Annotated in this window: 6 protein-coding genes; 4 read left to right on the top strand and 2 right to left on the bottom strand. The window is 53.8% G+C overall.

The window, feature by feature from the left end; translation table 11 throughout:
* Nucleotides 1–255: 255 nt before the first annotated feature.
* Nucleotides 256–1,437: a stalk domain-containing protein gene (locus E6C60_RS20410; protein ID WP_138227484.1), complete on the top strand. Its 1,182-nt coding sequence runs from the start codon at nucleotides 256–258 to the stop codon at nucleotides 1,435–1,437.
* Nucleotides 1,438–1,621: 184 nt separating this feature from the next.
* Here E6C60_RS20410 and E6C60_RS20405 read toward each other — a convergent pair whose 3' ends face one another.
* Together E6C60_RS20405 and E6C60_RS20400 are read right to left on the bottom strand one after the other, a co-directional pair.
* Nucleotides 1,622–2,119 (bottom strand): lactoylglutathione lyase family protein, encoded by a 498-nt coding sequence (locus E6C60_RS20405; RefSeq protein ID WP_138227483.1) that lies wholly within the window; start codon nucleotides 2,117–2,119, stop codon nucleotides 1,622–1,624.
* A gap of 108 nt (nucleotides 2,120–2,227) precedes the next feature.
* The gene (locus tag E6C60_RS20400) at nucleotides 2,228–2,977 is read right to left on the bottom strand and encodes a hypothetical protein (RefSeq protein ID WP_233281082.1); all 750 of its coding nucleotides are present in this window, start codon (nucleotides 2,975–2,977) and stop codon (nucleotides 2,228–2,230) included.
* A gap of 248 nt (nucleotides 2,978–3,225) precedes the next feature.
* Between E6C60_RS20400 and E6C60_RS20395 the strand changes: the two genes are divergently transcribed.
* The 3 genes from E6C60_RS20395 (at nucleotide 3,226) to E6C60_RS20385 (ending at nucleotide 16,061) form a co-directional block, all read left to right on the top strand.
* A complete protein-coding gene (locus E6C60_RS20395) occupies nucleotides 3,226–4,341 on the top strand; it encodes a GGDEF domain-containing protein (protein ID WP_138227481.1) in 1,116 nt (371 codons plus the stop codon).
* Between the two features lie 55 nt (nucleotides 4,342–4,396).
* Nucleotides 4,397–8,779, top strand: coding sequence for an AAA family ATPase (locus E6C60_RS20390; RefSeq protein ID WP_138227480.1), 4,383 nt, complete (start codon nucleotides 4,397–4,399; stop codon nucleotides 8,777–8,779).
* Nucleotides 8,780–8,918: 139 nt separating this feature from the next.
* On the top strand, nucleotides 8,919–16,061 hold the full coding sequence (locus tag E6C60_RS20385) for an InlB B-repeat-containing protein (RefSeq protein WP_138227479.1): 7,143 nt from the start codon (nucleotides 8,919–8,921) through the stop codon (nucleotides 16,059–16,061).
* Nucleotides 16,062–16,190: the final 129 nt, after the last annotated feature.

Raw genomic sequence — 16,190 nt, 5'->3', positions numbered from 1 at the left:
GAATATGATTCAAGCAGGAGCGCCGAGCCTTTTCCTTCTGGGAGCGTCTCGGATTTCACGTCATGACAGAGGAGTATCATGAATGGCAGCTTATGCATATGGGGCAGCACTTGCGTAAGTACGCATGGCCTTCATCAGAGGGATAAGGAAAAAGAATATGGAAGCAGCTGAAACTATTGTTCATCCTTCCATATAGTGCTACACTACCATATAGTGGTACATTAGTACCTAATACTTGGTAAAGTGAGGAAGTACATGAAGAAGCTATTGCTGTTACTACTGTCGGTTTCCTTCTTATTCGTTTCGATGCCTGCATCTGCAGCCAGCCCGATTCGAGTGAAGGTGAACGGAGCCCTGCAATCCTATGACCAGCCGCCGGAGATGATTAATGGAAGTGTCCTGGTTCCCTTGAGAGGGATATTTGAGTCCCTTGGCGCAAGCTTGAGTGTAACCGGTAAAAATATTAAAGCCGTTCATAAGGACACCGTCGTCCATCTGACCATCGGCTCCGCTGCGGCCACGATCAATGGTGCAGGGGTCAAGCTGGCGCAAAAAGCAGTCGTGATGAACGGTCGAACCCTCGTCCCGATCCGCTTCGTCAGCGAAGCGCTCGGTGCAGAGGTGAAGTGGAGCAGTGCCGACCGTATGGTATCTGTATCCAGCCGCGGAGCTGCGCAAGCAACCCCGGAGCCTGTACCACCGGCTGCCGTTCCAATCGAAGACATGAGCAAAATTGATCCATTGAATGAAAAGCTGTACAAAGGCCAAGCCCTGGTTACGTTTTCATACGATGACGGTTTTCTGAGTTCGTATAACAATGCACTGCCATTGCACTCGAAGTATAACATGGCGGGGACGTTTAATATTATCGGGGGTAAGGTTTACTCCGGCGAACAGAGATTTATGAACAGCTCCCAAATCTGGGCCGCGCATGATCTCGGGATTGAGATTGCATCACATACACAGACCCATCCGTTTTTGACGAGCAGCACGGAAGCGGAGATCCGCGAAGAGTTTAAGACCAGCAAATTTATATTAGAAGATTTAGTTGGAGAGGTGTCCACCATTGCGATCCCGAACTCTGACTATAATGATGCGGTGAGAGCCATCGCGGTAGAATACTTTGATGGTGTTCGTGTCTATAACAGGGATACCAACCGCGCGGACAACTACGATCCGCACTGGCTGAAATCCTTTGCTGTTGTGAATACGACAGAGTTCTCCACGATTCAGGGCTGGATCGATCGGGCGATTGAAGAGAAATCCTGGGTCATTATTATGCTGCACGGTATTACAGAAGAGCGTTTAGGGGAATATGAGACGACTCCGCAAATTCTGGGGCAAGTGATGCAGTATATTAACGATCAAGGAAAAGACAAGATTATGCCGGTAAGCACCCGGGATGGCGTACGATTGATGAATAAGGAATTCAAATAATACGGAGATCAAGTAACACGGAGCTTATGCAATATCAGCCATGATATGAACGACATGGCCTGGGCTAGAAATCAATAGCGCCCTGTGCGCTCCCATGAGAATAAAGGGGATGCTTCTCCCAAGTGCGAGTCTGATGAGACCAGCAAGCACTTGGGGAGCATCCCCTTTTTTACGGCGTCAAGATTTATTGATAGGCTCCTGAAGAGTAGGTTACCTCATAGCTGTGGCTGTAGACCTCGAAGATAATCCCGAAGGGATCCTCCACATAACACATTCTGTACGGCTTCTCATTCGGATAATATTCTCGGATAGGCATTCTTTGCTTGCCGCCATGGTCCACGATCTTTTGTACCAGCCCTTCAATATCTGGATCCTGAACACAGAAATGGAATACGCCCGACTTCCAGTACTGAAAGTTATGGTCCGGCTTCTCGTGATTCGGAAATTGGAATATCTCGATTCCAATCCCATCGGAGGTCACCATATGTGCAATACGGAATGACCCCCAGCCCTTGCCGAATACGTCGGAGCACATGATTCCGATCGCGGTATCGTTGTCCTCCACAATGTCTGACGGCGGCATAACGACATACCAGCCCATCACGTCACGATAAAAGGTGACGGCTTGCTCTACATCGCTCACGGATAAACCGATGTGTGAAAATGCTCTTGGATAAGTCATGGTTCATCTCCTTTATCTTTAGCGGTTGTTGATTGGCCTAAACCTCCATAGTATATACGCTCGGGCTTGCCGTCAAACGGCGGCGGTGGAATAATTCCTATGACCTGTTTACGGTGTCCACTCATCATGCACGATCCCGACGAGGGAGCGGTCCATATCGTTCTTCTCGAACACAAGGCGAAGGCTGCGCCAGTCGATACCCTCGTATTGGGGATCAACCCCATCAATATAGAACTCTACATAATCATGCGTTTCTTCAGGGTACACCTCGTTCAGATTGTTCACGGTCGTCCCCTTGCCGATGGACTGGTTGACATGGACCTCCGCATCCTCCAGGAAGCGGGCATCATACACAAATTGTTTGTGGTATTCCGCGTAGGGCAGCTCAATGACATGTCCGCTTCCCGCGAAATGCCCCCACACCCGGGCTGTATCTCTGGACAGGGCCTCAGTCAGCTCCTCCCGGCTCAGCGTCTGGTCGTTCTCGAGATCGACGTGCGCATAAGGAGAGAAGCGCACGCCCTTCTCCGGGTGAGCCCAGGCCGCCACAGCTTCCATATCGCCTGACTTCAAGGCTCGCATTACGGTGACAGCAGCCTCTTTGGCTGTCGGGGGCATGCCCTCGTCAGGTGCTTTTTCCTCATCCGGTTTCTCAGCCGATGGCTGATCGGACTCCTGATCCCGCTCTTCCTCCGCGGCGACTTCCTCATCCGGCACTGCGTCGGGGCTTTCCGCCGGCGGGTCGGATGGACTTTCTTGCTGCGGGGGAGGCGGCGCTCCTTGGGGGCTTTGCGCTTCACTGCAGCCACTGAGCAGCAGTGCCCCGGCAAACACAGCCATATATCCGTATCTGTTCATGCTTCTCATCCCCTTTCTTCTATTATAAGCTGTAACTAGACGCGGGTTTGTTCCTTTTTACCTTCACCGAGTGTTGCCTTGTGCATCATTAACCACTCCCCAGATCGTATAAGCACCGGCCAAAGGGGCTTAGAGTCCCTTCATCTTACCCCGCACCAGCGAGAACAACGGTTGCCGCTAGGGCACGAATATGATATATGTAACACAAACTGACAACATTCGCGTTTTGTAGAGGGAGATGGGTTGGGTTGCTGTCGTTAATCAATGATCTGTTTATCAATCTTTGTGTTCTTATTGCGTTGATCTTTATTTACTTACAAATCAGATGGAGGTTTGTTCCGCTGGGGCAGCATTTTCAACTCTACCCGGCTGTTGTCGATGGGGTCGCGGGAGGGGTTCTCGGGTACGTGTTGATGAGCTTTTCCATCCAAGTCACGGCAGAAACGATCGTTGATCTGCGGTTTATCCCACCGATGCTGCTCATTTTGTTCGGAGGCGTGATGTCAGCGGTGGTCAGCGCCGTCCTCATCATCGCGGGTCGATTTGAATTCGGATTTACAACCTCGGCGGTAGCGGCGATGGTTCTGATGGCTATTCTGGTGATCGGATTTATATGGGTTCAGCAAGTACATCGAAAAAAATATCCCGACCTGAATCAATACAAGCAAGGCTTGCTGATGATTATTTTTTCCAACGTCGTATTTAGTGTAATTATTACTTATTTGGTGCAGGACGCCACAATTCTGGCCTCTTTAATTCCTACCTACTGGGTTATTTCGATGATCGGCGGCCTGACCTCCGTGTTCTTTGTGGAGTATATTCTGAAAACCCAATACCTGCTCCTGAAATATGAAAAAGAATCCACGACCGATTTCTTGACGGGTCTCAATAATGTGCGTCAATTCGATGCAATCTGGAATGAGCTGATGCACCAGGCGATGGATAAGAAGGAGCGGCTGTCGCTATTTATCATCGATATTGATCACTTCAAGCATGTGAACGATACATACGGCCATCCGATCGGCGATAAGATCTTGGTCGAGCTGGGAAAAATCCTGAAGAGCACCACGCGCTCCTTCGATGTCGTCTCCCGAAACGGCGGCGAGGAATTTTCGGTCATTCTGCCGGACTGTCCTCATCCACAAGCCCTGGACATTGCAGAGCGGGTTCGGCAGACGGTAGAGGCGCACTCTTTTCCAGTCTCATCCAAAGAAAGGATCAACATCACCATCTCCATCGGCGTGGCCACGTACCCGGAAACCGTGGGCGATCCCAACCAGATGGTCGACAGCGCGGACGAGTGCTTGTATGAAGCCAAGCGCGCAGGGCGCAACCGGGTGTGCGGGAGTTATGAGGGGAAATAATTGCGAAACCAGAAGTATGTAGAAAAAGAAATGGCAACAGGAGGTCTGCACAACGATGAATGAAATTGTGGATATGACCCTGAGAGATTTCATGGACCAGCATGTGAAGGTCATGGAGCCTACCCTCTTTTTTTCAATGGCACTGCAGATGGCAGACCTCATCCATGAGCGGCACCAGTGGTCTGCAGGCCCTTGCGGGATTGACCCCGAACAGATCGGCTTGCAAAGGGACTTGAGCGAAGCGAAGCTCTATTGGCTAAATTCACCGCCGGAGATCTCGGAGCGGAGATATGCTTATATGTCTCCAGAGCAGACCGGACGCATGTTCAGGCAGCCGGACCATCGGAGCGATCTGTACGGGCTCGGCGTTCTGTTCTACGAGTGGCTGACCGGAGAGACGCCATTTCAGGCCGCCACGATGCATGAATGGACCCATGCTCATATGGCGATGCTGCCCGTTCCGGTGGTGTCCAGGCAGAGACAGGTCCCGAAGATGCTGAATGATCTCGTAATGAAGCTGCTCGCCAAGTCGCCGGAGGAGCGGTATCAGAGCGCGCGCGGGCTCCAAGATGATCTCCGGATCTGTGCTGATGCCTGGGTTACAGAGGGAACGATTGCTTCTTTTTCACTGGGGGCTCTTGATGATCGGAGTGTGCTGCGTCTGCCTTCCAAGCTCTATGGCCGGGATTCGGAATGGCAGGCGTGGCAAAAGATATACGGCCGCTCCATTCGCGGCGCCAAGGAATTGCTGCTCATCGGCGGCCATACAGGAAGCGGCAAATCTGCACTTCTGAGAGCGTTTCAGAACGATGCATCGCAACAGGGGGGCTACAGCGCGTCAGGCAAGTGTGAGCCGCTGCTGGAATCGAAGCCCTATGCTCCGTTTATAGCGGCCGTGACGAAGCTGATCCGGCAGAGGATGGCTGCAGGTGAAGCGCAGCGGGAGCCATGGAGAAGAAGGCTTCTGGACGCCGTAGGAAAAAGCGGAAGCGTTCTGGTTCAGGTCATTCCTGAGCTATCCTGGCTGCTGGGAAAGCATCAGCCCCTGGAGCCCTTGTCTCCCCTGGAGGCGACGAACCGTTTCCGAAGTCTGTTCGGCAAGGTGATTCAGGCATTTGCGGATGAGAAGCACCCGCTGGTGCTGGGGCTGGATGATCTGCAGTGGGCGGACTCCGGCACGCTTCATCTGCTGTCCGAGCTGTGGCAGCACTCTTCCCTGAAGCATGTTGTCATCATCGGTACGTATCGGGAACATGAGGTAAGTCAGGGGCACAAGCTCCAGGAGCTGCTCTTGAAGACCTCGGAAGCAGACGCAGCCGGGGTTTCGGTCATGAACGTTCACGGCCTCACCTATCACGAGGTTCTGCACTACCTCTCCGACTTGCTCCAGGAAGAGGGCGATGCACTCCAGCCGTTTGCGGATGTACTGTACCGGCAGACGGCTGGTAACCCGCTGTATATCCACAAGATGGTAGAGACCTGCCATGAGAAGCAGTGGCTGTGGTTCCATGCGGATGAGATGTGCTGGAGATGGGACCTTCAGGCGATGACTGAAATGGCCGGCTATGGACAGGTAGCGGATCTGATCCGCAGCCGGGTGCAGGATCTTCCCGCACCTACTCACAAGGTTTTGCGTGTAGCGGGTTGCCTTGGTGCGTCGTTCGAGCTGGACAAACTCGCGCTCGTGACAAAAGACAGTCTGGAGCAGCTGATCCAGGCTCTGTCGCCCGCGGTAAGCGAGGGATGGCTTATGCCGGAGCCGGGCCGAATGAGATTTCTCCATGATCAGGTGCAGATGGCGGCCTATGAGCTGAATCCGGAAGAGCTGAAGGCGCAGGCTCATCTGGACATCGGCCGCTCACTGCGGGAATCACTTCACGCCGAAGGGGATGAGGAGCGGCTGTTTGAGGTCGTGCATCATATGAACCTGGGCCGGGAGCATATTGCAGAGCAGGCAGAAGCGGAGCAGCTGGCGGTCCTGAATCTGAGATCCGGGATAGCTGCTAAAGCTGCAGCTGCCTATGGACAAGCGCTGGAGCTCTTGACAGCAGGGGTGCAGCTGGCAGAGGCAGGAGGCTTGGCAGAGCCGGACTGGCTGTATGTTCAGCTTCTGCTGGAGCGTAGTGAATGCCTGTATTTCTGCGGACAATGGAAGCAGGCTGAAGAGGATCTGCATCAGCTGCTTCTACATACTGAGGCTGTAGAGGTACGAGCACGGATTTACACGATTATGATTATGATGTATGCCTTCCATCGGAGCCTGGAGAAGGCGGCAGACACCGCGCTCCATGCCATGCAGGAATTCGGCTTCTCCATCCCCTCCTCCACATCCCGCGCCTCCATTCTCCTGGAAGTCGCCCGCACCCAGCTCGCGCTTACGCATAAACGCATGGAGCTGAGCACCCTGCCGAGCCAGAATGATGCCGCGCATCAAGCGCTGTCTGATATTGTGATGGTCTCGAGCACTGTGATTTATGTCGTGAACCCGGAGCTCGCAGTCGTCATGTTCGCCAAATACGTACGGCGTTCCTTGCAGCAGGGTCTTGGGGATGCATTCGCTATTGCACTGGGCTCCTATGCTATTGCGCTGGCCTTCGGCCTTAGAAATGACAAGCAGGCGCTGCATCTTGCCGAGACCGCCTGGCATTATGCCGAGCAGTCGGACAGCCTGCTGCTGAAGGGCAAGATTCGGCTGATTACTGCGCTGGTAAAGCAGCATGCCCAGGCCGAGCAGATTGCACCTCTTTTTCAGCAGGCTGTACAGCTGAGCCTCGAATGCGGAGATCTCGTGAGTGCGGGCCATGCAATGTCTTGTCACGTGATGGTTTGTGATGGGGAGCTCAAGCACCTGGACCGTCTCGTGCATGCCTATGAGGAGCAGTACGGACAAGTGCTGGATCAAATCACATTACGAGTGCTGTATATCTCTAAACGCTACGTCGAGCTGCTGCAGCATGGCATTGAAGGACAGGCGCTGCAATTCCGTATCCCTTATATGGCGGAGGAGAAGCTTCACCCCGGAGCAGAGGTCGGCCGTCAAGAGAAGGGCAATTGGTTCTATTATTATACATGCAGGCTGGAGGTCGCCTTTATTTACTCCCGGTATCCCGAGGCGGTGACTCTGGCCGAAAAGGCCGGGCGCTTCAAGAGAGAAATTATGGTGACGATTCATCAAAAATATAGCTTTTATCATGCCCTTGCCCTCATGGCCGAAGCTGCGCCATTATCCAGACTGCAGCCGGATCAGCGAACGACCCTGCGCCGATTGATGAACCGGATGCGAGCATGGAGCAAGTCCTCGCCAGACACGACACTGGTCAAATACGAGATCATGCAGGCCGAGTACGCGAGAGTGAGCCGCAAGAACGAGAAGGCATTACGCCTTTACGACCTGGCGATCGAGCATGCCCGGCAGGCCGGCGATGCTCGGGAAGCAGCCATTGCGGCGGAATTGGCTGCGTGCCTCTGTCGGCGAATGGGGGATCTAACCTCGGAAGCAGCCTATCTGCAAAAAGCTTGCGAAGCCTATGCGGCTTGGGGCGCATTGGGAAAGGTGAGGCTGCTGCAGGCTTCACACCCTGCGCTGACGGTTCAAGCATCCGGCGAAGCGGAGCAAGGCGAAGCCCCGGACTTACAGCCAAGCCTGAAGCTCGCTTTGGCATCAGCAGCTCTTCATAGTGCTAATCTCGGCAGGGAGCTCGATTTGGAGCTGCTGCGGCAGATGGCGGGTCTTTCGCATCACGATCACTCCGAGCGGCGCCTGCCGGAGAAATTCCTGCAGCTGGCGCTGCATACTACCGGCGCCGAGCGGGGAGTAGTCTTGTTATGCGAGTCCGGGAGGATGACGGTTGAAGCGAGACTGGAGCTGAACGGAGGAGGGCATGGCTGCGAGATCCAGGACTGCTACGCATCCAGTGTGGTTCAGTTCGTTCAGCAGACAAAAGAACCGGTCGTCGTGAGCGATGCCAGGAGCAGCATATTTGCGAAGGATGACTACATTGTGCAGCAGAAGCCGCGCTCCATGCTGTGCATGGCGATTCGGGATGCTAACCATCAGGAGGGCATTCTGTATCTGGAGAACAATTTAACGGCGGGTGCTTTTACCAATGAGCGGGTGGATATGCTGGAGCTTGTATTTTCGCGAATGGTGTACGGAGAGCTGAAGCAGCTGGGGCGTCTGGAACGTGACGTTCAGAAGCCGCAGGCCATGAAGGCACAGACGTCTGAGCCAGCCGTATTGGTCGATCCGTTGACCCGCCGGGAGATGGAGATTGTTCAGCTGCTTGCAGAAGGCTTGTCCAACAAGCAGGTCGCGGCCTCTCTCCATATCACGGAAGGGACGGTAAAATCTCATGTGAACCGAATCTATGGCAAGCTGCAGGTGAACAGGCGTGTGCAAGCCATTCAAAAAGCAAGAGAGCTTCAGCTCATAGAATAAATGCATAGGGTCATGCAAGCAGGTGTTTTTTTGTCGAAACTATAACTTTCGGTAGATGCGGTAAACCCTCTCGAACTCTACGATGTAGGTAGGAACAGAAGCAGGCAGCCTACAATATCGTCTAGCGGGAGGATTCAATTTGAAAACATGGTATACGCGCTATATTAGTCTATTATTGCTCATTTGCATGACGGTATCGCTGCTGCCGGCCGAGGCAATGTCCGCCTCCATAGGCACGGTGAATTCATCCGGCTCAGCACAGGGGGTGCCGGAGCCGCACATCAACTGGCATGATGTCTCTTTGGCTCCTTCGAGTTTGAGCTCAGAGATCAAACCATCGTTTCAGGATGTGAAGGCGGCAGACTGGTATTATCCTGCCGTTCAGTATGTGCAGCAGCACGGTATTTTCAGCGGGACAGGCAACGGGAACTTCACCCCTCAAGGCACAATGACAAGGGCCATGTACATCACCGTGCTGGGGCGGATTGCCGGGGTTGATATCAGCGGCTATACGGCTCCGGTGTTTGAGGATGTACCGCCGGACTCCTGGTATGGACCTTATGTGGCCTGGGCCGTGGAGAAAGAAATAACGACCGGGACAGGCGGCGGCAGGTTTTCCCCGGAGGGGATCGTGTCCAGGGAACAGATTGCTGTGTTGACGCTGCGGTATTTTGAAACAGTCAACGTGCATTATGAGAAAAACGGCAGGATCGAGACGAAGCCGAAGGATATCGCTGCGATTTCTCCATGGGCCGTCGATGCTGTCATCAAGCTTTGGCAGGCTGGCGTGCTTAAGGGCGATACCCAAGGCCGATTCAATCCCAAAGCCAAAGCAACCAGAGCAGAAGCTGCGGTTCTCAGCATGACGAGCCATGAGGTGATTCTGGCCTTCAAAGAGCAGGAGGAAGCTGCAGCGCCGCCCGCAGTACCGGAAGCTCCGGCTATTCCTGCGGCGCCATCGCCAATCGTTGAAAGCCCGGGCAATCCCGGTGGCGGCAGCCCTTCGGCATCGACATACATCATTTCATTTGAAACGAATGGAGGCACTGCAATCCAGAGCCTGTCCTATGCAGCAGGTGCACCGGTAAGTCAGCTTCCGGTTCCTGTGAAGGCCGGGGCTATCTTTCAAGGCTGGTTCAAAGATGCCGCGCTGACTCAGCTGCTCCGGGATGGAGAGCCGGTGACAGGCAGTATGATGCTGTATGCCAAGTATATCGACAGCGTTCATGAAGCGGTGCAGAGTATTCCAAGTGTCACGGTGCTGGATCAGTCCCCCCGTTTCACGCTGGGGATCCAGGAAGCTACCGGGTCCCTGACGGCCGAGCAGGTGAGGGCAGGCATGACGTTTGAAGCCCCGGCGAATCCAGGCTTTGCCGGTATTCAGGTGACCGGCTCGCAGGGCACATTTACGGCAGCGGCCCAGGAAGGGGCTTTTGAAGAAGGGAATACATATCAGGTTACGCTAACGGACGACAAGCTTTCTTTTACCGGACAGGATCCCTCGACGCGGGTTTATGTCTTTAGCATTAGCAAGCAGGAGGTTGCGCAGCTGCCTCTGAATCCTAAGCTGATCTATGTCCCGGCCTCCGAAGTGCAAGGCATGTCCCGGGAGGGGACACCCATGTCATTACATTCGGTACCGGTGATGCGCGCCAGCGTGACGAACGGTGGGGCGGCGCTGTCAGCGGCAGATGTTACGAACGGGACGTTTAACTATGCCGGCAGCATGAGCATTGACGTGGGAGATACAGTGTCCATTTACGAAGGGACTCGGCCCGATCAGCGTACGGTTAACACGACCGAGGCCGATAACGGTGAAGTCGCGTATGTAGAAATTACAGCAAAGAATGGAACGACCTATACATACACCAGCGCTGATGCGGAGGAGGTGCTGCTTAAACCGGATGTGCTGCCTGTCAGCAGTGCTTCGGATATAGACGGCGATCCTGACAATAACTCTATTACGGTAGATCACGCTGCGCTCAATTTTCAGGACAGCAAGTATGCACCGCTGGGACTCAGTGAGCTGACTACCGTACAAGAAGGGGATTACATCGCCTTTTACGAGGGAGAATTCGGAAGTCAGTCCAGCTCTGCGGGCTACGCCAGAATTACCTCTGTCACCTCAGCAGGTTCAGAGGATATTATTACCTATACTGAAGTGACCTCTGAGGACATTGCGAGTGCGCTGGATTTCTATCAGAAGCAGCGTATAGATGGCGATGAGCTGTTAGAGGATGCCCAGGAGGAGAGGCTTGAGGCGCAGATCAAGCAGCAAGCGATCGAAAGCGGATTTGTACAGGAGGCCGCTGATTATCTGTCAACCATGGCTCTGCAGACCGACGGGTTCAAGCAGCGGTATGATGAGCGCAGCATCGCGGCATCCAAAGGCTCAGATATTGAGGTTAGTGTGGAGAATCTGACCGTTGTGCCTTCCATCGGCACGAAGCTGAAGCACTTCCCCGGACATACCGGTGCTAGTGTAACACTTCAGGTACAATGCGATATTATCATTGATACCGATGAGGGCAATGATGACAGCTTTATCATCCACATGACGAGCACATTTGAGGAAGAGATCCGCTTTGAGCTCGGGATCAACGGCGATACTCAGGTGAAATGGTACTGGTTCATTCCGATCATTCAAGACTACACCATTACCGCCAATCTGGATGCTTATACGTATACAGGCATCAATATTACAGCAGAGATGGGCACCATCGAAAAAGATAAAGGCCCGGACTGGTCACAAGCCAGCGACATCACGAACATAGCGCAGCAAATGCAGGCGCTGATGGATGGCGTGCAGATGAAGGAGACATTAAACGCGTCAACCCTGAAGCAGATGTATCAGGAGCTGCTCCAGAACGAGACCGAGTGGGTACCGCTCTTGAGCCAGGAGCTTCTGCAGCAGAAAAAGAGAATCTGCTATGGCGTGATCGAAATCGAGTTCACGGTCAATTTCGTCATCAGTCTGAATCCCAATATTACGCTCGGCAGTGATTTCGGCTATAAAAGTGCGAAGCGGTATTCCGTTACTGTACGTGTACTGAGCAGAACGGGTGCCAGCAATACGGTCAGCTTGTCCGGAGATGGCGAATATCATATCAAGCTGTATGTACTGGGAACGCTGGGGCTGCGGGCAGGCATCCAGATGCAGCTGAAGGCTGGCCTGTTCAGTGTCGATTTGAACAGCGTCGGGTTTGAAGTAGAAGCAGGGCCTTATTTGAAGCTTATGGGGTATTTTTACTATCAGCTGGTGTATACAGCGGCAGCCGGGACACAGACCCAATCCGCGGGAGCCATGTATATGGAGATCGGGATTTACCTGGAGTCTATTTTTGCAGCTCAGCTCGGAAATGGAGCTCTTTCAGCGCAGGTTCCGCTCTATTCCAATGAGTGGCCGCTCTACTCTGCAGGATCGCAGCTGAGTGTGGATGATTTTGTATATGTGCAGGAGGATACGCCTGTGATCCAAATGGTCAAGCGGCTGGAAAGTGAGAGCCTGCCATCCCGGCTGTTTACCATGAGTGCGATGGATTTGAAGTCGGGAGAGGTGATCGAGAAGGTCTATGATGCATCCCAGTTCACCATCGAGATGACAAACCCTGAATTTAAGTATGATGCGGCCAAAAATGTAATTACGGTGACGACGAACAAAGGGGCTACGCATGGAGAAATGGTGCTCACCTGGAAGCAGGCGCCGTTAGCGTTCACCTCCGCGCCCATCAAGCGGGTCGTTGAATTGAGCTGGATTAACAATGATTATACGAAGTTTCTGCAATTTTACCCGGGGAATGGAGATTCTTCGCTCCTGCTGAGAGGTCAGTATAATGAGAAGATAGTGCCTCCGGCGCCTCCGGTGAGGGCTGGTTATACGTTCAAGGGCTGGTACACAGAGGATGGCAAAGAGTTTATTGTCCCTGACCGGATGCCCGAAAATCCGGAGTGGCTGTACGCCAAGTGGGAGCCGAGAACCGATACACCGTATAAGGTCGAGCATTATTTGATCGATCCCAATACGAATGAAGCTTCCCTTGCAGCTACAGAGAATTTGAAGGGGACCTCAGGGACGGAGCTCCGCATTTCCTCCAATAAATATCAAAGTGAAGGGTATTTGTCCGGATATGTTGGAGGTGTATACATCAAGGGAGACGGCTCGACGGTAGCCAAAATCTATTATGAGCGCCATTATGCAACGCTTACCTTCAGCCTGGGCTACCGGGATTCCCGCGGCAATGAGTTGTTCACAAGGTCGATCACCGCGAGAAACGGGAAGAACATTTCGACGCAAATCCCGGGGGCGTTCAGAGCGGGATACACATTTACAGGCTGGTCGTCAGCAGTGCCAGCGGTGATGCCGACGAAAGACATGACGTTCACGGCGACCTGGCGAGAGAATGAGGATACCCCTTATAAGGTGGTGCATCTGCTTCAGGATCTGCCAATTCTTAGTGCTAATGCTGCGGGTCAGGTAAGCTATACCGATGCTCTGACTTACAGCGTCGCGGAATCCAATTCGTTTAAGGGGACGACGAATGCGGCCATTCAGGCAGCCCCGAAAAGCTTCGATGGCTTTACGTATGACAGCAGTGCCCCGAACACCTTGACTGCAAGTACAATTAACGGGGACGGCAGCAGTGTGTTAAGGCTGTATTACAAACGGAACCGATATCAGGTTACATTCGATGGGAACGGCGGTGCCCTGTCCAGCTATCCATCCATGATTCCACATGGAGCCAGTATACGGACCCCGTCGGCTTACCGCCAGTATGCGCAGTTCGAAGGCTGGTCGCCGGAGATTCCGGCTGTCATGCCGATGAGAGATATGACCTTCCAGGCGGTGTGGACATTTGCCGACGGACTTTACCTCGCCTATCACTCGAAGGAGACGCTGCAGGGCGGGGCGTATGAGCCGCTGGACAATCCGGAGAAGCTGTACGCTCAGGCAGGCTCAACCGTAACGGCAGCGCCAAAAGAGTACGTGGGCTTCACCTATGACACCAGCGTGCCGGAAAGTGTGTCCAGCGGCACGGTCAATCTGGACAGCACCAACCCGCTTCGCTTGAAGCTCTATTACAAGCGGAACAGCTACAATCTGACCTTTGATGCGAACGGAGGGACAGGCGGCTCGGTCATCCCGGTGAAATACGGAGCGTCAATCCTTGCATCAGACATTCCAAGACCTGTGGTTACCCGGGAAGGGTATTTGTTCCGGGGCTGGATTCATCCTGATCCGCCAGCGATTATGCCGGCTCAGGATGTCACATTCATCGCCGATTGGAGTCTGGCTGCTCAGGTCGCTACGGCCGATATCAACAATACGGCTCCGGCAATTGGAGATACCCTTGCGGTTACGGTTCGTATGAGTGACAGCAGCTCGCCAGACGGTCAGGTGATCTATCAATGGCAGGTAGAGACGGCCGTCGGCAGCGGAGTGTATCAGAATGCTGTCGGTTCTGGCAGCACAGCAGCAAGCTACACCGTCACCGCCGCAGAGTCACACAAGAGGCTGCGCGTCGTTGTGACCGGTGTCGGTCAGGCTGTGGGAGAACAGATTAGTGCCGCGACCGAGCCCGTACTTGTTCTCGTTACCGGTGTTACGACAGATCACGTACAGCCTGCCGCCGGGGAGGCTGTGACCGCCCTTGTTACGATGAATGACGGTCAGCCTGCGGGCGGGCGTATCAGCTATCAGTGGCAGGTGGAGACGACTGCAGGAAGCGGGAGCTATACCGCAGCTGCCGGGACAGGGAACGAGAGTCCGGTTTACACGGCAGCGGCTGACGATGTAGGAAAGAAACTGCGCGTAGTCGTGTCGGGAGTGAGTCCCGTGGCGGGATCACACACAAGTACAGCAACCCGGGCAGTAGCCGCAAAGGTATCCCGGGTTACGATCGATAATACGACCCCATCACTTGGGGACATCCTAACGGCTGATGTCGTGATGAGCGACAGCAGCATCGCAGGCAGCCAGGTGTCTTACCAGTGGGAGGTTGAAACGACAGCAGGCAGTAGCATCTATCAGCAAGCGCACGGGGCAGGCAGCAATACGGCAAGCTATACAGTGGCTGCCGCTGATTCGGGCAAGAGGCTTCAAGTGACTGTTCGAGGTGTAGATCCGGCAATCGGCACGGAGACTGCCGTCACGAGCGCGGTTACGGTACGTGTACTAGGTGCAGTCATTCAACCCTCAGATCCATGGGTGGGCACCACCATTCATGCCGATGTGACCATGGCAGACGGACTTCCGGCAGGCAGCCGGGCTGCCTATCAGTGGCAGGTGGAAACGGCCCCTGGAAGTGGAGTCTATCAGGATGCATCCGGTCAGGGAAGCAGTACGTCAGCCTACATGGTTGCCGCAGCAGATGGCGGTAAGAGGTTGCAGGTTGTCGTAACAGGCATCCATCCCGGAGTCGGTACGGTCATTAGCGCTGCGACGAATGCAGCTACGACGTCCCCAGCGGATGAGTTTATTTCGAATGCGAAGGCAGCAGGGCTTACCAGCATCACCAAGCTGTCCAGCACTGAAACGGTTGTTGCCAGCGACCATAGCTTGAGTGCCAGTCTGCGGGTGCCTGCAGGCATTACGATGAACGTCAACGGTAATCTGCGAGTGCTTGCCGGTACTACCCTTGCCATTGATGGAACGGTTCACGTTTACGGCAATTTGGGCGAGCTTAGAAATTCAGGCACGGTTCTCGTCGAAAGCAGCGGTACAGTCGTCATCAATTCTGGCGTCAGCAATAGCGGGACCTGGACCAACAACGGCACGATTCAAATTCCAGCGGGACAGGGCGGGACCATGCGGTCGGAATACAGCTCCACGCTGAATGGATCAGGCCGCATGGATGTGTCCGGCAGATTAGAGTTTGACTTTGCCAATGTTAATCTGACGGGCCCGGTAGAGTTTACCTCATCTGCGCTGCATGTCGTAAACGGCTTTTCTGTCATCAGCAAAGATCCTTCTTATCTGACGCTGTCTACAGGTGCAGGTGTGACCTTAACGTATGTAAACGGTGTAGCCGAGTATACGTTGAACGGCAATGCGACCGTAATGGTTAACTTTAGCATAAAGCCTGACCAAAAATACTTGATCGCAAGCACTTCAGCCCTTCGGATTGTGAGCGGCCGCACGCTGACCATTGATGCCGGCGCCCTTATGGTTAACCAGGGGACACTGACGAACGATGGCACCATCACGAATCATGGAACACTGAATTCAACCCAGGGTACGATCGTCAACAATGGCTCTATAAACGGCAATACACCAGAGACATAGGCTTCACCCCAACACAACCAGGATGTCCTCCTGCCGCTAACGCGGTCGGAGACATCCTGTTTTTGTGCGGGTTGCCTCGCTTTATCTGTGATATTGTGGAAGAAACGTTCAAACGGAGGAAAAGTAAAC

This window comes from Paenibacillus algicola (genome assembly GCF_005577435.1).
Taxonomy (GTDB): Bacteria; Bacillota; Bacilli; order Paenibacillales; family Paenibacillaceae; genus Paenibacillus_AQ; species Paenibacillus_AQ algicola.
Note: the sequence above shows the minus strand (reverse complement) of the source record. Positions and strands in the feature narration are given on the sequence as shown.

Coding starts and splice junctions, on each gene's coding strand:
- E6C60_RS20410 (WP_138227484.1), top strand. CDS start 256: ATGAAGAAGCTATTGCTGTTACTACTGTCGGTTTCCTTCTTATTCGTT.
- E6C60_RS20405 (WP_138227483.1), bottom strand. CDS start 2,119: ATGACTTATCCAAGAGCATTTTCACACATCGGTTTATCCGTGAGCGAT.
- E6C60_RS20400 (WP_233281082.1), bottom strand. CDS start 2,977: ATGAACAGATACGGATATATGGCTGTGTTTGCCGGGGCACTGCTGCTC.
- E6C60_RS20390 (WP_138227480.1), top strand. CDS start 4,397: ATGAATGAAATTGTGGATATGACCCTGAGAGATTTCATGGACCAGCAT.